The sequence below is a fragment of the Flavobacterium sp. genome (assembly GCF_027531705.1).
In the GTDB taxonomy this organism is placed as follows: Bacteria; Bacteroidota; Bacteroidia; order Flavobacteriales; family Flavobacteriaceae; genus Flavobacterium.
In genome coordinates, this window is sequence record NZ_JAPZSP010000007.1 from 48381 (window position 1) to 69208 (window position 20828).

The window sequence follows — 20828 nt, forward strand, 5'->3', positions numbered from 1 at the left end:
AATCCCAAAACTAATTATTGATAATAAAAAAACCTACTACTATGAAAACTAATTCTACAAACCCAGTTCAAGCTTTACTAGCTTTAGTATTATTTTCTTCTTTTTCATTTGCTCAAACAGGAGTTCCTTTCAAAATGAGATACCAATCTACTATAAAAGGTGACATGACTGTTATTGCAAATGGAATAACTAACAGAGTTGATGCCAATGGAAGTGCTTTAACGCCTTACAACAAAATTGACAACGCAATGTTAAATGATGAATTTGAAATGAGTTACATCGACATCGATTCTGATGAAACAACTTTTTCTTCTAGTTCTGCAACTTTAGAATTAGAAAATTCTCAAAACAAAAAAGTAGTTTATGCTGGTTTATATTGGTCAGCAACTTACAAGTTTAATCCTGGAGTTATAAAAGAAGAAGGAAAATTTGTAGCAATTTCAAACAAAAGAGATGCCATCAAACAAGTAAAAATAAAATTGCCTAATCAAGATGAATACACAGATGTAGTAGGCGAAGTTATTTTTGACGGAAACAAATCTAAAGCCTACAAAGAAAATGCACCTTATGCAGTTTATGCAGATGTAACGAGTTTAATGACAAGTTTGGTTAATCCTAATGGTTCTTATACAGTTGCAAATGTTAGAGCAACTAACGGAAAGATAGAAGGCGGAGTTGCTTCTGGATGGACATTATTTGTAGTATATGAAGATGATCAAATGCCAGAAAAATTTGTGGCAAGTTATGATGGTTTTGCAAATATAAACGAAAACAATGCTAGCATAAAAATTTCAGGTTTTAGTGCTACTCAACAAGGAAAAGTGAACGCAAAAATAGCATGTGCTGCTTTAGAAGGTGATGCAAATTTAAAAAATGATCAATTATATGTATCAAGTGCAAGTGCTGGATTAGTTGCTGTAGGAAGTGAAACTAGAAATGAAACAAATGTGTTTAATAGTTCAATTTCTAATGAAAAAGGTGAAATGACTAATAGATATCCAAACAGCAAAAACACATTAGGATATGACACTTTTGTTATGGAAATTTCTAATGCAGACAATGCTAATATTGATAATAATTCTAACGAAACAATATTAAAATTTGCTTCAACAGGCGATAGAACTTACGTTTTCTTTACAGCTTTCAATGTTGAAGTTGGAAATGCAAGTCCAACAGTGGTAAGCAATACAAAATCTGAAAAAATCGATTTTAGTAACGAAACTATTGCAGATGCTTATCAAACAAACATGATGGTTACAACAATGACAGAGAAATATGAAGTAGCTTCAGTTGATAAAAATGTTCAAATTCAAGCGCAAAGTATTCCTAATCAAAAAAGCGGATATTATGTAGTAGCAAATGTTTTTTCTGATCCTTATTTTGCAAAAGAATTCATCAAAACTTTAAAATCACAAGGAGTTGAAGCAGATTATTTTGTAAATCCTGAAAATGGATTCAGATATGTTTATGTTACTAAAACTGCCAATGAGCAAGATGCAGTTAGCCAATACTTAGCATTAGCAGACACAAAATACCAAGGGAAAACATGGGTTTTATCAGTAAACAACAAAGAAAGTTTTACTTCAAAAACAATGTTGGCATCAGAAGAATAGTTAGTTGGGATTTTTTATAAAAAAGTCAGATTTGAAAGTAGCTCTTTTAAATCTGACTTTTGTCTTTTATTTAAAAAAACAAAATGGTTATCTTTGCGATTAACTACTTTAAAATAAATTTAAAATGAAAACCATTTCCGACTTCAATTTCAATTCAAAAAAAGCTTTAATCCGTGTTGATTTTAATGTTCCATTAGATGAAAATTTCAATGTTACTGATACTTCAAGAATTGTTGCTGCTAAACCAACAATAGACAAGATTTTAGCTGATGGTGGAAGCGTGATATTGATGTCACACTTAGGAAGACCAAAAGGAAAAGAAGATAAATATTCATTAAAGCATATTTTAAAAACAGTTTCAGAAGTATTGGAAGTTGAAGTAAAATTTGCCTCTGATTGTATTGGCGAAGTGGCAGAAACAGCGGCTAAAAATCTTCAACCTAAAGAAGTTTTATTATTAGAAAATCTAAGATTTTATGCCGAAGAAGAAGCTGGCGATGTTGATTTTGCCAAAAAACTGGCTTCACTTGGCGATATTTATGTAAATGACGCATTCGGAACGGCGCATCGTGCACATGCTTCAACAGCTATTATTGCTCAATTTTTTCCAAACAGCAAATGTTTCGGATTGTTGATGGAAAAAGAAATTACAAGTTTAAATAAAGTTTTAAAAGATTCAGAAAAACCAGTAACAGCGGTTCTTGGTGGAAGTAAAGTTTCGACTAAAATCACTATTATAGAAAATATTCTCGACAAAGTTGACCACATGATTATTGGTGGCGGGATGACTTTTACGTTCATAAAAGCACTTGGCGGAAACGTTGGAGATTCTATTTGTGAACTAGACAAATTAGATTTAGCATTAGAAATTTTGCATAAAGCAAAAGAAAAAAATGTTCATATCCATATTCCAGTTGATGTTGTCGCTGCCAATGCTTTTTCAAATGATGCTGAAACTCAGATTGTAGATGTGCGTCATATTCCAGATGGATGGCAAGGATTAGATGCCGGACCAAAATCTTTAGAGAATTTTAAAGAAGTGATTATGAATTCAAAAACAATTCTTTGGAATGGTCCATTAGGCGTTTTTGAAATGGAAAATTTTGCACATGGAACAATCACTTTAGGCGAATATATCGCAGATGCAACTGCAAATGGGGCTTTTTCTCTTGTTGGCGGTGGCGATTCTGTTTCGGCGGTTAAACAATTTGGGCTTGAAGATAAAGTTAGTTATGTTTCTACTGGTGGTGGAGCAATGCTAGAAATGCTAGAAGGAAGAATTTTACCCGGAATTGCCGCAATTTTGGACTAATTTTTGTGGTAAACAATATTTAAGAAAAATTTACGTTTTATAATTATATGATTTTGCAGTAAGATTTGTATCTTTGTAAATTATATAAACATTTGACAATTACTATTTTGCGAAAACTTTTGAAAAAAGAGGGCTTTCGCAAAATTGTTGCATATACAAAAATTAAGTTTTTTAATAGTCATTTTATGGCTTTTTCAGAAACAAAAAACATACTAAATGAAACTAAAAAAAATCACATTCTCGCTTCTAATACTTCTCACCGGAAGTGTTTTTGCCCAGGACGATTCAATCATTCAACCAACTAAAATCACGTATTTAGATTCTATCAAAAAGACATTTGTTAAGTATGATATTGCTTCTAAAGTAGATAGTATGTGGGTTAAGGAGTTGAACAACAACGATTTGTACGCCGATATTACCAACGATATTGAAACAATAGACCTTAATCAAGATGTTGATTTTGAACTTCCTACAGATTTATTAAAGGCAAGATTAGCCGAAATGGATGCCAAATCACCTTTCAATATTGAATACAATCCTGGATTAGAAAATTTAATTAAATCGTTTTTAAAGAATAGAAGAAAATCATTTGAACGATTGATGGGATTGTCTGAATATTATTTTCCTCTTTTTGAAGATGCTTTTTCCAAGCAAAATATTCCTTTAGAAATCAAATATTTAGCGGTTGTTGAGTCTGCCTTAAATCCCAAAGCAGTTTCTAGAGTTGGTGCAACAGGTCTTTGGCAATTTATGTATCAAACAGGAAAAGAATACAAACTAAGCATTGATTCTTATGTTGACGAAAGAAGTGATCCATTAAAAGCTAGTGCTGCAGCTTCGCAATACATGACCAATATGTACAAGATTTTTGGCGATTGGGATTTGGTTTTAGCCGCTTATAATTCGGGTGCTGGAAATGTTTCTAAAGCTATAAGAAGATCTGGCGGACAAAAAAACTTTTGGAATATCAAAAAGCATTTGCCTAAAGAAACACAAGGATATGTTCCGGCTTTTTTAGCAACTATGTACATTTATGAATATCATAAAGAGCACGGAATTGTACCAAGAAGAGCTGATGTAAAACATTTTGAAACTGATACTATTCAAATAAAACAACAATTGTCTTTCAAACAAATTTCTGATTTATTAGACGTTTCTGAAGCTCAATTGCAATTATTTAATCCTTCTTACAAGTTAAAAGTTGTTCCTAATTACAAAGATAAAGCTCATTATTTAAGATTACCAATTGATAAAATTGCTGTTTTCACGGCTAATGAAGATAAAATTTATGCCTACGTTCAACATGAACTAAGTAAAAGAGAGAAACCTTTTACCAAAGTTCAAACGGCTATTGCAGATTCTGACATAGAATCTGAAATGAGCTATAAAAATGTTCAAAAAACTAAGTACCACAAGGTTAGGCGAGGCGAAAGTTTGAGTGAAATTGCAAATCGATATGATGTTTCAATGTCTCAAATTAAGAAATGGAATCATTTGCGAAGCAATACTGTTTCAAGAGGAAGAAGTCTTAAAATTGTTTCTTATGACCGTGTAGCTGTAAGAACAAAAAAAGCGACAGAACCTAAAAATACTGACGTTGTTGCAATAGAAGCAGTTGCTGAGATTCAACATCCTAAAAAAGAAGAAGTTGAAAGTTCAAGAGAACCAGCTAATTTTAAATGGGAAAAAGTATATGTAAACAAAGATGTTACTAAAACCCACAAAATCAAAAGAGGTGAAAACCTTGGTAAAATTGCTGACAATTATAACGTTACGGTTGCTGAGTTAAAAAAATGGAATAAGTTAAGAAGTAATACTGCTGTTGCTGGTAAAACACTTAAAGTTGTTGTGAACGAAAGAGTTGCAACAAGAGTTAAAAAACCTATTAACGATTCTAATGTTGAACAAGAAGTTGCCGTTGTTGAAAAATCTACACCTAAAAAAGAGAATACTACAACTGATACAACTTCATCTGCAATTGCTGAAAATGTAGTTGAAAAACCTGTTAAAGCAGCAAAAGCTTTTAAGTATGAAAAAGTGGTTACTTTTAAAGATGTAACTAAAAATTACAAAGTTAGAAAAGGTGATAACCTAGGTGAAATTTCAGAAAAATATAATGTTTCTGTTGCCGATTTGAAAAAATGGAACAAACTAAGAAGCAATAATGTAGTTGTTGGAAAAGAATTGAAAATAATTACCAATGAAAAAGTAGTTACAACAGTTAAAAAACCAATCAAATCTGATAGAATCGACGAGCTAGAAAAAGCTAGTAATTATTACACAGTTCAAAAAGGAGATAATTTATCTACAATTGCTAAAAGAAACAATGTAACGGTTGAAGAGTTAAGAGAATGGAATCATTTGGACGACAATAACGTTCAATTAGAAGCTAAACTAAAAGTTGCTGATATTGCTCACAACAATGAAGATTCTGCTGAAGAAACAACAACTAAAAGCGAAGTTAGAAATGTTGAATACACAGTGCAAAGAGGTGACTTTTTAGGAAGTATTGCCAAAAAACATGGTGTTGCAATCTCTGATTTGAAAGAATGGAACAACATAAATGATAATACAGTTGTTGCTGGCGAAAAATTGGTTGTTGGTAAAAAATTAATTTTAGATAAAAATCAGAAAAACGTTGTTGCCGAGAAACAAACCAAAAACAATAAAGCAACTGCTCAAAAAGAACAAGTTTATCAAGTAAGAAGAGGCGATTCTCTTTTTAGTATTGCCAAAAAATATCCAGGAATTACTGTTTCAGATTTAAAAAAATGGAATGGAATTCGCGGAAACGAATTAAAACCGGGAATGAAATTGAAAATTAACGGATAATTTAAAAATAGTAACTAAATTTAGGGCTTTATTCATTAACAAAGAAAAAATGAAAAAAGCCCTTTTTTTTGTGCTTCTATTTTTAGTCTTTTTGCCATCGTGCAACAGAAATAAAACAGATGAACTTGCTCCAACTTCGGGAAAAATAAACACTATTTCTGTAATTATTGATGATAAATTATGGGATGGCGAAATTGGCGATAGCATTAGAAACAAGTTTGCTTCACCAGTTATTGGTTTACCACAAGAAGAACCTTTGTTCAACATCAATCAATATCCTTTAAAACTTCTCGAAGGATTTATGAATAATTGTCGCAATATTATTGTGATTAAAAAAGAAGCAAAGAATGAATTTTCCATCAAAGAAAACGAATTTGCGAAACCTCAAAATGTCTATTATATTTCAGGTAAAAACGCAACGACAATATTGGATTTAATTGAGAAAAATGCACCTGAAATTATTTCAAAAATCAGAAAATTAGAAATTCAAGAAAATCAACGACATATCGATACTTTATTGTTTGATTTTACCAAACTTGAAAAGCAATTTAAAATCAATCTTAAAATCCCAAGAGAATTCAAATACGCTTCTAAAAAAGATAAATTTGTTTGGTTAAAAAAAGAAATTACAAGTGGAAACACAAGCATATTAATTTACCAATTACCATTATCAGTTATAGAAACAAAACCCAATGTGATTGATGATATTATAAAAATTAGAGATTCAATAGGAAAACTATATATTCACGGAACTTCTCGAAGAACCAAAATGATTACCGAAGCCGCTTACGCACCGTATCTTTCTTATACCGTTTTAGACAAGCGTTATGCTTATGAAACAAGAGGCACATGGGAAATGGAAAACGATTTTATGTCGGGACCATTTATCAATTATTGCATTGTTGACAAACCCAACAAACGAATTTTAGTCGTTGAAGGATTTTGTTATGCACCGTCAAAAGAAAAAAGAGATTTGATGTTTGAACTTGAAGCAATTATCAAAACAATTAAGTTTGTAAAATCTTCCAAAACAATTTCAAAAAAGAAATAAAAAAATGAATCCAAAATGGAAAATAAAGCCGTTTGAAGCACTTTCTGTTGCCGAACTATATTCTGTGTTACAATTGCGCTCAGAAGTGTTTGTAGTCGAACAAAATTGCGTTTACCAAGACATTGATGGAAAAGATGTAAAAGCACTTCATTTGTTTGGCGAATATGATGGAAAAACTGTTGCGTATGCAAGACTTTTTAAACCTAATGATTATTTCGAAAATGCCTCAATAGGAAGAGTTATCGTTTCTCAAAATTACCGAGACAAAAAATGGGGTTTTGACTTAATGCAACAAGCTATCAATGCAATTGAAACACATTATAACGAAACCAAAATAACAATTTCGGCACAATTATATTTGCAAAGGTTCTACGAAAGTATGGGATTTGTAAAAACCAGCGATGTGTATTTAGAAGATGATATTGAGCATATTGAGATGCGGAAAGAAATCTAAATCTTCGTAATCACCAGCTCAACACGTCTATCATATTCTGGACCTTTGCCAAGCGGAACAGAGTTTCCATAACCTTTGAAAGTCATTCTTTTTTTGTCAATTTTCTTAAAAGCTAAGTATTTATAAACGGCTTCTGAACGATTTATAGAAAGCTGTCTTTTCTTAGTATCTCTATCAATAGCTTCTTTTTGGTTAGGCGGAACACAACAAACATGTCCTTGAATTTCAAATTGTAATGTTTTGTATTTTAATAACAATTTTGCAATTTTATCTAATTCGCTTTTTGCTTTAAAAGTCAATTTACTACTGCCACGATCAAAAAGCAAATTTTCTAAATAAATATGGTCGCCAACAATATGTTTTTTTTGTATCGTTTTGAAAAAACCAGGAATTTCAATTTTTGGTAATGGTTTTAAGTTCAAAACAACATCAACACGACGGTTTTTTGAGCGTTTTTCGGGAAGATTTTCAACAATATCATCATCAATAAGAATTCTGCCTTTTCCTTCAATTGTGACAATAATTTTGTTAGTTATACCGTTTTCAAGTAGCTTACGCTGAATCGTATTGGCTCTATTGGATGAAAGTTTGTAATTGTAGGCATCTTTTCCAATATCATCAGTGTAACCATATATTTGAATATCTTCAATTCTGGTTGAATCGGTTTTTTTTATAAAATCTACTACTGTTTTGGCTTGCGCATCATCAAGATTGTATTTATCAAATTCAAAATAGACCGATTGCACAACTTCTTCCTGAGCAAAAAGAAATCCTCCAAATAATAGCGATAGTATCTTTAAAAATTTAGTTATCATAACTTTAATATTTTAGCATACTCAGAAGGATTGTTTATAATTTCTAAGGCTTTTTTAATCTCTGAATTATTTTGGGTGTAGTATTGATATAAACCTTCTTTATACTGATAACGTTTAATAATTTCCTCCAAAATTAATTTTTTTATTTCTTTCTGATTTGCATTTAGTTGATTTTCTTCGCTTTTTTGAACAGCTGCTAATAATTGTTCGTATTCAACTGTAATTGAAGTATCAATTTTTTCTTTTTTAGCTGTTGCTAATGTTTTTTTCAATGCAAGTTCGGTTTCCGTATCAAATGAAATTTTTTCTTTTTTCAAAAATGCTTTAAAATCGGCAAAATCAGCATCTGTAATGGATGGAATTTTGTTGCCTAAAGTTGGATTTTTATAATAGTAAGTCGTTACATAATTGAAAATTGCATCTTTTTTGTTCAAAGCTTCTACAATTGTGCTGGTTTTAGTTTCTTCCAATTCAATATCAGGTTGTACACCGCCACCATCGTAAACCGTTCTTCCTTTTCTGGTTTTGAATGCGTTGTATTTAGAAGCATCAGTTTTAGTTGCTTTTCCTTCGGCATCTTTGTGTGAATAATCTAACGCTTGAATACATCTTCCAGATGGCGTGTAATATCTCGAAATAGTAACTTTTACTTGTGTTCCATAAGTCAAATCAATTGGACGCTGAACCAAACCTTTACCAAAACTACGACTTCCAATAACAACGGCTCTATCTAAATCTTGCAAAGCACCCGAAACAATTTCAGAAGCCGAAGCACTTCTACCATTGATTAAAATTACCAACGGAATAGTTAAATCATAAGGTTCTTTTATTGTTTTGTATGTGTTTGTATGTTTTTCACTTTTCGATTTTGTGGTAACAATAACTTCGTTTTTTGGCACAAATAGATTGCAAATATTGATAGCTTCTGTCAACAATCCACCTGGATTTCCTCTTAAATCCAAAATGATTTTTTCGGCACCATCAGCTTTTAGTTTTTCAAGAGCTGCTTTGGTTTCGCTAGTTGTTTTTTTGTTAAAAGCTGTTAGGACAATATAACCTGTTTTATCATCAACTTTCCCGAAAAAAGGAACGGCGTTTATATCAACTTCATCTCTTGTGATTTGGGTTGTATATTCTTTACCTTGTCTTATGTATTTAACTTCTATTTTGGTGTTTTTTGCACCTTTCAATAGTTGTGAAGCATCGTCTTTAAAGTCGCTAATCATCACATCACCAATTTGAATGATTTCATCTCCAGCTTTTAGTCCGGCCTTGTCAGCAGGCATATCTTTGTAGGCTTCTTTTACAATAAGTTTGGTTTCAACTCGAGTAATCATCGCGCCAATTCCGGTATATTCGCCAGTATTGTTTATCTTGAATTTTACAACATCAGCTTCGTTGAAAAAGTTGGTGTAAGGATCCAAATCGGCAAGCATACTCTTGATAGCTTTATCCATCAATTCACCCGGATTTATTTCATCGACATAGTTTTTGTCTAATTCTTTAAAAACCATTGTGAATATCTCTATTTGCTTGGCAACTTCAAAGAAATTATCTCTAAAACTTACTCCAACAAATAAAAATCCTGCAGCTATTGCTGGTAAAACATATCTTTTTTTGAAATACTTACGCATACTTATTTACTTTTTCTTTTAAATCGTCTTTTGACAAAATAAATTATGGCGACTAAAATAACAATAAATGGCCAAACTTCTATTAACCAAATGAAGAAACTTGAAATTCCGTTAAAGCCCGATTTTATTGCATTGACAAACTTTGTGCCAAAAGAAACTGTTGCGCCAGCTTTATGTTCGAGTGTTTTATAGAATTCTAAGTTGATGGTACTCATCGAAACTTTGTTTTGAATGTATTTCAATCGACCTTCTTTGGCTTCAATTTCTTCTCTAATGGTGGCTAATTCTCTTTCTATCTCGAGCATTTCAGAAACTTTATTGGCTTTTTTCAATAATTGCAAATAGCGTTCTTCTAATGCTTTTTTGGTTTTAATTCTCGAAGCAACATCAATATATTCTTCGGTTACATCATCAATAGAAACTGATTTTCTATCAAAATAATCTACGCCAGTAGAAACATCGGTTATAAAGGCATCAAAATTTTCGTTGGGAATTCGTAAAGTTAAATTTCGATAAATGGTATAATCGTCCTTTCCTTCAGAGTCATTTTGAACTGTAGCTTTGTGTTTTTTGACTAATTCCTGAATGGTTTTATGCGTTGCTTCAATGTTGCTTGTTTCAAAACGCAAATCTCCAGATTTGATGATTTTTTGTTCAATTTCTTCGTTTGGAGATTCTTCCACAACAGCAGCTTCAACTACTGCAACTGCAGAATCGACCGTTTCGGCCGCACTCTCATATACGGCATCATAGTTTGCTTTTGATTCTCTTTTTGGAAGGCTAATCATCATTTCTTCTGATGTGGTCGTTTCAGTATTTTCTTTACATCCAAAAAAGAAAACAAGACTAAAAAGGACAACTAAATTTTTCATAACAATTCTGTTTAGACTTATACAACGGTAAATCGATTTGAATTATTATTTTAGGAATCAATTATTTACAATTCGCCTTTTGTAGCAATTATAAATTTATTGAAAAGTTGAACCGTTTTTTCATTAATTTCTTGGTAAGAAAGACGGTCCTTGGTTTGGTAAAAAAACATGATGGCGTAGTTTTCGTTTATATTTTCAAGAAGCAAATGCTTGTTTAATCGATAACATTCGCGCAAAACACGCTTGAAATAATTTCGGTCAACCGCATTTTTGAAATATTTTTTGGAAACCGAAACGCCAAATTTCAGTTTTTCTTTTTCTTCTAAAGGATTCTTTACATAAACCAATCGCAGCGGATATTTAGATACCGATTTTCCATCAGAAAAAAGCAAGTCAATGGTTTTTTGACTTTTCAGTTTTTCAGTTTTTGGATAGGTAAAGTTCATTTGCGATTAGATTATTATTTGCAAAGATAAAGTTAAATGTAATTTCAATTGGTTTTAAACCATCTATTTTTGATGTCATTCTAATTTTCTGACAATGAAACATTTTATAAAAATAATTACTATTGCAGTAGCTTTTTCAGTTCAATTTGCAACAGCACAAAGAATAAAAATCAATGATAAGGCACCTACTTTTACGGCTATCGATGTTAGCGGAACCAAAATTGATTTAGAAAAATACAAAGGCAAAAAAGTGTTTCTAGCTTTTTTTAGATACGCAAGTTGTCCTGTTTGTAATTTTAGAATGCATGATATTTTAGAAAATCATGACCAAATAAAAGCAAATGGTTATGAAATAATTGCTGTATATGAATCGACAAATGAAACACTTAATGAATTTTTGAAAGATGAAAATGTTCCGTTTCCAATTATTGGAGATTCTGAATTGGTTTTGTATAAAAAATATCGCGTTGAAAAATCTTTTTGGCGCACAATTGGTTCTGTTTTTGACAAAAAAGTAGCAAATAACAAAAGCAAAGGAAAAGAACTATTTAAAGGCAAAAAACTAAAAAAAGATGGTAATCTAACCAGAATTCCTGCCGATTTTTTGATAGATGAAAACGGAATAATCACAACCGCATATTATGGAACAGATATCGGTGATCATTTACCTTTAGACCAAATTATAAAGTAAATTATTTATTTTCAAAAACGTTATTTTCTCTTTTTATATCTGCCATTAATCCTATGGGATCAATTGTTATTTTTTTAATGTTATTTTTGTTTTTATTGATTTCAAAAAAGTAATTTGGATTTCCCCAAGCCCAATTTTTTAGCGTTGTTCTTTTGATTTCCGGTGTTGGATTTTCTTTTTCATAACTCATCATTCTCAGCGGAATGTAGAAGGTTTCTTTTGTGCCATCGGTATATTCTACCAAAATATCTATTGGCATTGGCATTCTTCCGATTCTTTCTAACGAAACGCCTGTTTTCTGAACGCCATCTGTTGCACTTTCAATATTTTTGATGCCATAATCTATGGTGTTAGTTGTTTGTGTCCAATCAACCAAATACCAATCAAGATTTGCTCCCGAAACGCGCTCAGCTGTTCGTTTAATATCGTTTGGTGTTGGATGCTTGAATTTGAATTCGTTAAAGAAACGCTTTAAAGTTTTTATCAAATTCTCTTTTCCAACAAGATATTCTAATTGCGTTAAAAAAAGCTCTCCTTTGCTGTAAGATGCAACGCTATAACTTCGGTTTTCATCATATCTGTCGCTATGTGTAGATAAAGGTTGTTCTTTTCCCGATTCTACAAGTTTGGCATAACTTTTATAGGCACCAAAAATTGGATTTTCTCCTTTTTTATCGTTTAGTTCATAAATTCCTAAATCTTCTAAGAAAGTGGTAAAACCTTCGTCCATCCATGAATGTTTGCTTTCGTTGCTTGCCAAAACACCTTGAAACCATGCATGTGCCATTTCGTGAGCAATTACGCCAATTAATCCGTCTAATTTTCCTTCACCCAGAATTAAGGTACACATTGCATATTCCATTCCACCATCGCCACCTTGAATTACTGAATAATCTTTATATGGATACTTACCAATGGTTTTATTGTAAAACTCCATTAGTCTAACCGTTTCTGGTTGTGCTTTTTTCCAGTTTTCAATAATATCAGGATTGTTTTTGTACAAAAAGTGAATGGTAATTCCGTCAGCGGTTACTTGCTTATCATGAATATAATTTTTATCGGCTGCCCAAGTAAAATCATGGACTTTAGTAGCTTTGAAATGCCATGTTAAGGTTTCTGAATTTGTATCTTTTTTAACTTTCGAACCTTTTTTTTCATACCCAAAACCAATTTTATTCGCGTTTTGAAGATAACCAGTTCCACCAAGAATGTAATTTTTATCAATGGTAATTTTTACATCAAAATTGCCCCAAACACCATGAAATTCTCTTGAAATATAAGGGTCAGCATGCCAACCTTCAAAGTCAAATTCGGCCATTTTAGGATACCATTGTGCCATAGAAAGTTCAACTCCTTCTCTGTTATTTCTACCAGAACGACGAATTTGAACCGGAACTTGACCATCAAAATCTAAAGTGAATTTGGTTGATTTTCCAGGAAGAAGAGGTTTTGCAAGTGTAACTTCTAGAATCGTTTCAACTTCTTTTGCAACTGCATTTACACCATCTTGTTTAAAATTAGTTACATGCAAATAGCCAATTTCATTTGAATTTAATTTTGAAATTCTACTTTCTTTTACTTCTTTATCATCAACTTTTATTTTGTTAACCATTCTTCCATCAGGATCTTTTATCGACTGTAATCGCATATCCATTTCGCTTCCAGGTTGAAAGGCATTGTTAAACAAATGGTAGAAGACACGACGTAAAGTATCACTTGAATTGTTTGTGTAAACAAGTTCTTGTTTTCCTTTGTATTTATAGGTTTTTACATCCATCGACACTTCCATTTTATAGTCAACTTTCTGTTGCCAGTAGGAAGATTTTTGTGAAAATCCAATTGTTATTATACTAAAAAGTGCAATCGAGAATAAAAGCTTTTTTTTCATTTTTGTATAAAAAAGTAAGCCACGAATTCACAAAATTAAAATTCGGAAACTCGTGGCTCAAAAAGTTATTTTTAAGATTATTTTTTTGCCATTTGCTCTGCCATTAATATAGCATTGTAAGCATTAACAATTTTACCAGAAACACAAGTATTTGAAAACGGAACATTTGTTTTAGTTTCGCCAACAGCAACAGATGTAGTAATTGGTGAACCAGAATCCATAATGATATGTTTTACTTGAGAAGCTGTTAAGCTTGGGTAGTAAGAACGAATTAAAGCAGCAACACCTGCAGCATTAGGCGATGCCATAGATGTTCCTTGTAAGTATTTATACTTGTTGTTTGGAATAGTTGCGTAGATTTCATTTCCTGGAGAAAAAATATCTACGTTAGCTTTTCCAAAATTAGAAAAAGAAGCTACCATATTAGCGCCATATTCTTTATTTAAAGCACCAATAGAAAGGAAATTATCTGCAATTTCTTTGCCATTTACTTCGTCTGATGGGAAATTTGGTTCAGTATCAATATTTTTAGCATCATTTCCCGCAGCATGAACGATAAGAACATCTTTGCTCGCAGCATATTTTATTGCATCCCAAACCCATTCTTTTTGAGGAGAATAATCTTTTCCAAAACTTCCATTGATAACCTTAGCGCCATTATCTACGGCATAACGAATAGCCAACGCAATATCTTTATCATATTCATCACCATTTGGAACGGCACGAACAGCCATAATCTCAACATTGTTAGCAACAACACCATCGCCACCTTTACCGTTTCCTTTTAGTTGAGCAATGATTCCAGCAACGTGAGTTCCGTGAAGAGCATCTTCTACATCTGGACCTTTTACATTTCCATTACCATATTTTTTGTCATTGATATCATTAGGATTATCACCAACCAATTTTCTTCCATCATGGTTTACATTCAAATTGAAGTTTAATTGCTCATAAACATAATCAATATATTCTTTGATTTCATCTTGAAAACCTTCTCCAGCTTGAGTTGCAACACTTGTCATTATAGCTTTGCTTTTTAACAAATCTGCATCGGTTGTTGTAATTGCTTTTAAGTCGGCAATTGTGTATTTGTCTTTTTTAAGATAAGTTCTAATGTCTTTATCAGCCTTAGCAATCATGTCAACTTGAGGTTTTTGCTGATTCATAGAAGCTAATTTGGCATCTAATTCAGCTTTTGCTTCAGCATAACCAGGTGTGTTTGGACCTTTTTTAACAATTCTTGTTAGTTCTAAATTTTCATCATTAGATTCTCCCAAGAAATTCCATCCATTGATATCATCAACATAGCCGTTGTTATCATCATCTTTTTTATTTCCAGCAATTTCTTTTGGGTTTTTCCAGATTCTTCCTTTTAAATCTTCATGATCAATATCAACACCAGAATCTATAACACCTACGACAACTTTAGTTGCTTTTTTCCCTTTTAAAAGTTCTTTGTAAGCTTTGTCAACACTCATTCCGGGAATGGTATCTTTTATTAAGTCTAAATGACTCCAACGTTTTAAATCTTCTTCTTTAACAGGAGTTGTTTTTAATGGGGTTTTGTCGATGTTAGCTGGGTTTGTTCCAACCATTGGCGCCAAAGCTGGTGAACAACTTGAAAGCAATAAGGCTGCAAAAGCAGAAACATAAATAGGATTTATTAATTTCATTTTTTTAGATTGTTAATTTATAAGAGTTTGTCTTTTTTTATAAAATATGTTACAAATGTTGTATTTTTATTTGAATTTAAAAAATATCTTCACATTTAAACACTTCTTTTAGTCGAACACCTTTTTCGGTTTTTTCTACTGTAATGATTTCATTATGTGCATCATGTTCTAAAACTAAATAATAATTATTATCGGCTGCGGCATTTAAGAATTTAGACTTTTCAGGCATTGTTAAAAGTGGTCGTGTGTCATAACCCATAACGTAAGGCAAAGGCAAATGTCCTGCTGTTGGAATCAAATCGGCGCAAAAAACAATTGTTTTATCTTGAAATAGAATGTGTGGCAACATCATTTTTTCGGTGTGTCCATCAACATAAAAAATATCAAATCCCAAATCACAAATTCCAAAATCTGAATCAGGTCTTTTAATGAAATTTAATTGCCCACTTTCTTGCATTGGTAAAATATTTTCTGAAAGAAATGATGCTTTTTCTCGTTGATTTGGTTTTGTTGCCCATTCCCAATGGTTTTCATTGGTCCAAAATTTGGCGTTTTTGAAAGCAACTTCATAACCTGTTTTGTCTTTATTCCAATTTACACTTCCTCCACAATGATCAAAATGCAAATGAGTCATAAAAACATCAGTCACATCATCTCTATGAAAACCATATTTTGCTAATGATTTATCCAGTGAGTGGTTTCCCCAAAGCGAATAATAACTAAAAAATTTCTCAGATTGCTTGTCGCCCATTCCAGTATCAATAAGGATTAAGCGATTTCCTTCTTCAATTAAAAGACAACGAGCTGCAATGTCAATAAGATTATTTTCGTCTGCGGGATTGGTTTTATTCCAAATTGTTTTCGGTACAACACCAAACATGGCACCACCATCAAGTTTAAAATTTCCAGCTTCAATAGGGTATAGTTTCATGATAATTTTTATTTAAAAAACGTTGCAATTTACTAAATAGGTTGGTTTGAATAACGTTAAAATCAATTTTTTCTATATAGCCATTCGTTATAAAAATGTTAGTATTTGTTGAAAAAATGTATAATTGTAGTAACTTTGTGCTTTATTTAGACAAAATCAAAATAAGCTATGATTAAAGTTTCAGATGATGCAAGTAAAAAAATCGTTGCAATGATGCAAGAAGACGGTTTTGATGCTGCTAAAGATTATGTTAGAGTAGGCGTAAAAAGTGGTGGTTGTTCCGGTTTGTCGTATGAATTAAAGTTCGATAAAGAGTTGGGCGAAAACGACAAGGTTTTTGAAGATAATCATATAAAAATTGCCGTTGAAAAAAAATCATTCTTGTATTTAGCAGGAACGATTTTAGAATTTTCGGGCGGATTGAACGGAAAAGGATTTGTATTTAATAATCCTAATGCTAGTAGAACTTGTGGTTGCGGAGAATCATTTTCGTTATAAAAAAATATGGCAAAATATACAGAAGACGACTTAAAAGTCGAATTAGAAAATAAAGAATACGAATATGGATTCTACACCGATTTGGATTCGGAAACGTTTCCTATTGGTTTAAATGAAGACATTGTACGTGCTATTTCTAAAAAGAAAGAAGAGCCTCAATGGATGACCGATTGGCGTATTGAAGCTTTTCGTGCATGGCAGGAAATGGTAGAGCCAGAATGGGCAAATGTGCATTATGAAAAACCAGATTTTCAAGCTATTTCCTACTATTCAGCACCCAAAAAAGCTGATCCAAATAAAACGCTAGACGATGTAGATCCTGATCTTTTAGAAATGTACAAAAAGTTAGGAATATCTATCGACGAACAAAAGAAACTGAACAATGTTGCAATGGATATTGTTGTAGATTCTGTTTCAGTAGCAACCACTTTCAAGAAAACTTTGGCTGAAAAAGGCATTATTTTCATGAGTATTTCGGAAGCCATTCGCGAATATCCAGAATTGGTTCAGAAGTATTTAGGAACGGTTGTACCACAAAGAGATAATTTTTATGCTGCTTTAAACTCAGCGGTTTTCTCTGACGGAAGTTTCTGTTATATTCCAAAAGGCGTTCGTTGTCCGATGGAATTATCAACTTATTTCAGAATCAATCAAGCAGGAACAGGTCAATTTGAAAGAACACTTCTTATTGCTGACGAAGGCAGTTATGTTTCTTACTTAGAAGGTTGTACAGCGCCAAGTCGTGACGAAAATCAATTGCACGCAGCAGTTGTTGAATTAATCGCATTGGACGATGCTGAAATAAAATATTCTACGGTTCAAAACTGGTATCCAGGAAATAAAGAAGGAAAAGGCGGTGTTTTTAACTTCGTTACCAAAAGAGGAATTTGCGAAAAAAACGCAAAAATCTCATGGACACAAGTAGAAACTGGTTCGGCAGTAACATGGAAATATCCATCAGTGGTTTTAAAAGGAGACAATTCAATTGGTGAGTTTTATTCAATTGCGGTTACCAATAATTTCCAACAAGCCGATACCGGAACTAAAATGGTTCATTTAGGAAAAAACACTAAATCAACTATTATTTCTAAAGGAATTTCTGCAGGAAAATCACAAAATAGTTATAGAGGATTAGTCAGAATTAGCGCTAACGCAGACAATGCTAGAAACTTCTCACAATGTGATTCCCTTTTGATGGGAAATAATTGTGGTGCGCATACTTTTCCATATATCGAAAGTAAAAATTCAAGTGCAAAAATCGAACATGAAGCAACGACTTCTAAAATTGGCGAAGATCAAGTATTCTACTGCAATCAAAGAGGAATTCCAACCGAAAAAGCTATTGCGTTAATCGTAAACGGTTTCAGTAAAGAAGTTTTAAATAAATTACCAATGGAATTTGCAGTTGAGGCACAAAAATTATTAGAAATTTCGTTGGAAGGATCAGTTGGATAATTTGATATTCGAAATTTGATATTTGAAATTATGGCTACTATTACAAAATTTGAAGATTTAGAGATTTGGCAGCAATCAAGAGTTTATGCCGACAAAATCTTTAATCTAGCCACAAATGAGAAATTTAAAAATGATTTCAAACTTATCAATCAAATTCACGATTCTTCAGGATCTGTAATGGATAATATAGCTGAAGGTTTTGAAAGAGAAGGAAATAAAGAGTTTGTTCATTTTTTGACTATTTCGAAAGGTTCTTGTGGAGAGTCACGTTCACAATTGTATAGAGCTTTTGATAGAAAATATATTTCAGAAGTTGAATTAAACGAACTTAAAGAAATCAGTATAAATTTAAGTAAGTCAATATCAGGATTTATGAATTACTTAAAAAAATCAGAGTATAAAGGAAATAAATTTAATAAATAATCTAACAAGAGTGATGAGAATCTCAAATCTCAAATCTCAAATCTCAAATTATAATGTTAAAAATTAGCAATTTACACGCTTCAGTTGAAGACAAAGAAATATTAAAAGGAATTAATCTTGAGATAAAAGCAGGAGAAGTTCACGCGATTATGGGACCAAATGGTGCTGGAAAATCAACACTTTCTTCCATCATTGCAGGAAATGAAAATTATGAAGTTTCTGAAGGTGAAATCCTTTTAGAAGGTCAAGATATTTCAGAATTAGCACCTGAAGAAAGAGCACACAAAGGTGTTTTCTTGTCGTTTCAATATCCAGTAGAAATTCCAGGAGTTTCTGTTACGAATTTTATTAAAACGGCTATTAACGAAAAGAGAAAAGCTAACGGACAAGAAGAAATGCCAGCCAACGAAATGCTGAAATTAATTCGTGAGAAATCTGAATTATTGGAAATGGATAGAAAGTTCTTATCTCGTTCTTTAAACGAAGGTTTTTCGGGCGGTGAGAAGAAACGTAACGAAATCTTCCAAATGGCGATGTTAGAACCAAAAATCGCTATTCTTGACGAAACCGATTCAGGTCTTGATATTGACGCACTTCGAATTGTTGCCAATGGTGTTAACAAATTGAAAAATGAAAACAACGCAGTGTTAGTAATCACGCATTACCAACGTTTGTTAGATTATATTATTCCTGACTTTGTTCACGTATTAATGGACGGAAAAATCGTAAAATCAGGCGGAAAAGAATTGGCTTACGAATTAGAAGAAAAAGGATACGATTGGATAAAAAGTGAATTGAATTAGAGTTTACAGTCTCAGTCACAGTTAACAGAAACTGCGACTGAATACTGCGACTGAATACTGAAAAAATGGATTTAAAAGAAAAATTAGTATCGTCTTTCATGGCCTTTGAAGAACAAATCGATGTGACTTCGCAGTTGCATGATGTGCGTACTTCGGCTATTAAAAACTTTGAAAATAAAGGTTTCCCTACCAAAAAAGAGGAAGCATGGAAATATACTTCGTTGAACGCCATCTTAAAAAATGACTTCACCGTTTTTCCAAAACACGAAAATGCTATTGAATTTGCTGAGGTTAAGAAGTATTTCCTTCATGAAATTGACACCTACAAAGTGATTTTTGTGGACGGAAAATTCTCTTCGTTTTTATCATCAACTACACATGATGGATTGGATGTTTGTTTAATGTCATCGGCATTGACCAAACCAAAATACAAAATGGTTATTGACGAGTATTTCAACAAAATTGCGAGCAAAGACGAGACTTTAACTACGTTGAATACTGCTTTCGCAAATGAAGGTGCGTACATCAACATTCCGAAAAGTAAAGTGGTTGAAAAACCAATTGAAATCATTTATTTCTCGACTGGAGTTGAAAATGCTTTGATGGTGCAACCTCGAAATTTGGTAATTGTTGGTGAAAATGCACACGTTCAAATCATTGAAAGACATCAATCGTTGAACGAAAATCCCGTGTTGACAAATGCGGTTACTGAGATTTTTGCTCAAAAACGCGCCATAGTAGATTATTACAAAATTCAAAACGATTTACTAACGGCAAACCTAATAGATAATACCTATATTTCTCAAAAACAAGAAAGTAGAGTTTCGGTTCACACGTTTTCTTTTGGAGGAAACATCACCAGAAACAACTTGAATTTCTATCATTTTGGTGAAAGAATCGACTCGACTTTAAAAGGAATTACGATTATTGGTGACAAGCAACATGTTGATCATTACACACTTGTAAATCACGCAACGCCAAACTGTGAAAGTCATCAAAACTACAAAACAATTTTAGCAGACAGTTCAACAGGAGTTTTCAACGGAAAAATTTACGTAGAAAAAGAAGCTCAAAAAACGGATGCTTTCCAGCAAAACAACAACATTTTAATTGGTGATAAAGCTACAATCAACGCCAAACCACAATTAGAAATTTTCGCTGATGATGTAAAATGTTCGCACGGTTGCACGATTGGTCAATTAGACGAAACCGCGATGTTTTATATGCAAAGCCGCGGAATTCCAAAGAAAGAAGCTAAAGCACTATTGATGTATGCGTTTTCAAATACTGTAATTGAAAGCATAAAAATACCTGAATTAAAACAACGAATTACTAAGATTATTGCCAATAAATTGGGTGTTAATTTAGGGTTTGATTTGTAGGGTTTAACTACGAAGACACCAAGAATTCACAAAGAGCGCAAAGTTTTAAATTTTG

18 protein-coding genes are annotated in these 20828 nt (G+C 32.3%); 11 read left to right on the forward strand and 7 right to left on the reverse strand.

The genetic code is table 11. The features are described 5' to 3' along the window. Nucleotides 1–41: 41 nt before the first annotated feature. The 5 genes from O9267_RS03045 (at nucleotide 42) to O9267_RS03065 (ending at nucleotide 7262) form a co-directional block, all read left to right on the forward strand. Nucleotides 42–1613: a hypothetical protein gene (locus O9267_RS03045; protein WP_298175841.1), complete on the forward strand. Its 1572-nt coding sequence runs from the start codon at nucleotides 42–44 to the stop codon at nucleotides 1611–1613. A gap of 124 nt (nucleotides 1614–1737) precedes the next feature. Further along, nucleotides 1738–2925 carry a phosphoglycerate kinase gene (locus O9267_RS03050; protein ID WP_298175843.1) on the forward strand — a complete coding sequence of 396 codons (1188 nt, stop codon included), beginning with the start codon at nucleotides 1738–1740 and terminating at the stop codon, nucleotides 2923–2925. Between the two features lie 216 nt (nucleotides 2926–3141). Further along, nucleotides 3142–5757, forward strand: a complete 2616-nt coding sequence (locus tag O9267_RS03055; RefSeq protein ID WP_298175845.1) for a LysM peptidoglycan-binding domain-containing protein — start codon at nucleotides 3142–3144, stop codon at nucleotides 5755–5757. A gap of 49 nt (nucleotides 5758–5806) precedes the next feature. Next, nucleotides 5807–6808 (forward strand): DUF4837 family protein, encoded by a 1002-nt coding sequence (locus tag O9267_RS03060; RefSeq protein WP_298175848.1) that lies wholly within the window; start codon nucleotides 5807–5809, stop codon nucleotides 6806–6808. 4 nt (nucleotides 6809–6812) lie between these two features. Further along, nucleotides 6813–7262: a GNAT family N-acetyltransferase gene (locus O9267_RS03065; protein WP_298175850.1), complete on the forward strand. Its 450-nt coding sequence runs from the start codon at nucleotides 6813–6815 to the stop codon at nucleotides 7260–7262. Here the strand turns inward: O9267_RS03065 and O9267_RS03070 are convergent. The 4 genes from O9267_RS03070 to rnpA all read right to left on the reverse strand — a co-directional run bounded on the left by O9267_RS03070 (nucleotide 7259) and on the right by rnpA (nucleotide 11029). Further along, nucleotides 7259–8077, reverse strand: coding sequence for an OmpA family protein (locus O9267_RS03070; RefSeq protein WP_298175852.1), 819 nt, complete (start codon nucleotides 8075–8077; stop codon nucleotides 7259–7261). The two genes, O9267_RS03065 and O9267_RS03070, sit on opposite strands and share 4 nt — an antisense overlap. Further along, the gene (locus O9267_RS03075; protein WP_298175854.1) at nucleotides 8074–9711 is read right to left on the reverse strand and encodes a S41 family peptidase; all 1638 of its coding nucleotides are present in this window, start codon (nucleotides 9709–9711) and stop codon (nucleotides 8074–8076) included. The genes O9267_RS03070 and O9267_RS03075 overlap by 4 nt, the downstream gene beginning before the upstream one ends. A 2-nt stretch (nucleotides 9712–9713) precedes the next feature. Next, nucleotides 9714–10583, reverse strand: a complete 870-nt coding sequence (locus tag O9267_RS03080) for a DUF4349 domain-containing protein (protein WP_298175855.1) — start codon at nucleotides 10581–10583, stop codon at nucleotides 9714–9716. A 65-nt stretch (nucleotides 10584–10648) separates the two neighbouring features. Next, nucleotides 10649–11029, reverse strand: a complete 381-nt coding sequence (rnpA, locus tag O9267_RS03085) for a ribonuclease P protein component (protein WP_298175857.1) — start codon at nucleotides 11027–11029, stop codon at nucleotides 10649–10651. 94 nt (nucleotides 11030–11123) lie between these two features. On the opposite strand from rnpA, the gene O9267_RS03090 reads away from it, so the two are divergent. Further along, nucleotides 11124–11720 carry a peroxiredoxin gene (locus tag O9267_RS03090; protein WP_298175859.1) on the forward strand — a complete coding sequence of 199 codons (597 nt, stop codon included), beginning with the start codon at nucleotides 11124–11126 and terminating at the stop codon, nucleotides 11718–11720. Between the two features lies 1 nt (nucleotide 11721). Here the strand turns inward: O9267_RS03090 and O9267_RS03095 are convergent, their stop codons facing one another. The 3 genes from O9267_RS03095 to O9267_RS03105 all read right to left on the reverse strand — a co-directional run bounded on the left by O9267_RS03095 (nucleotide 11722) and on the right by O9267_RS03105 (nucleotide 16212). After that, nucleotides 11722–13608, reverse strand: coding sequence for a M1 family metallopeptidase (locus O9267_RS03095; protein ID WP_298175861.1), 1887 nt, complete (start codon nucleotides 13606–13608; stop codon nucleotides 11722–11724). A gap of 77 nt (nucleotides 13609–13685) precedes the next feature. Beyond that, nucleotides 13686–15281 (reverse strand): S8 family peptidase, encoded by a 1596-nt coding sequence (locus O9267_RS03100; RefSeq protein ID WP_298175863.1) that lies wholly within the window; start codon nucleotides 15279–15281, stop codon nucleotides 13686–13688. 76 nt (nucleotides 15282–15357) lie between these two features. Next, complete coding sequence (locus O9267_RS03105; RefSeq protein WP_298175865.1) at nucleotides 15358–16212, reverse strand: MBL fold metallo-hydrolase; 855 nt, start codon at nucleotides 16210–16212, stop codon at nucleotides 15358–15360. A 168-nt stretch (nucleotides 16213–16380) separates the two neighbouring features. Here O9267_RS03105 and O9267_RS03110 point away from each other — a divergent pair, with 168 nt between their 5' ends. The 5 genes from O9267_RS03110 (at nucleotide 16381) to sufD (ending at nucleotide 20773) form a co-directional block, all read left to right on the forward strand. After that, the gene (locus O9267_RS03110) at nucleotides 16381–16710 is read left to right on the forward strand and encodes an iron-sulfur cluster assembly accessory protein (RefSeq protein WP_298175867.1); all 330 of its coding nucleotides are present in this window, start codon (nucleotides 16381–16383) and stop codon (nucleotides 16708–16710) included. Nucleotides 16711–16716: 6 nt separating this feature from the next. After that, complete coding sequence (gene sufB, locus O9267_RS03115; RefSeq protein ID WP_298175868.1) at nucleotides 16717–18165, forward strand: Fe-S cluster assembly protein SufB; 1449 nt, start codon at nucleotides 16717–16719, stop codon at nucleotides 18163–18165. 30 nt (nucleotides 18166–18195) lie between these two features. Beyond that, a complete protein-coding gene (locus tag O9267_RS03120; protein WP_298175870.1) occupies nucleotides 18196–18588 on the forward strand; it encodes a four helix bundle protein in 393 nt (130 codons plus the stop codon). Nucleotides 18589–18641: 53 nt separating this feature from the next. Further along, nucleotides 18642–19391, forward strand: coding sequence for a Fe-S cluster assembly ATPase SufC (sufC, locus tag O9267_RS03125; protein WP_298175872.1), 750 nt, complete (start codon nucleotides 18642–18644; stop codon nucleotides 19389–19391). A gap of 65 nt (nucleotides 19392–19456) precedes the next feature. Further along, nucleotides 19457–20773, forward strand: a complete 1317-nt coding sequence (gene sufD / locus O9267_RS03130; RefSeq protein ID WP_298175874.1) for a Fe-S cluster assembly protein SufD — start codon at nucleotides 19457–19459, stop codon at nucleotides 20771–20773. Nucleotides 20774–20828: the final 55 nt, after the last annotated feature.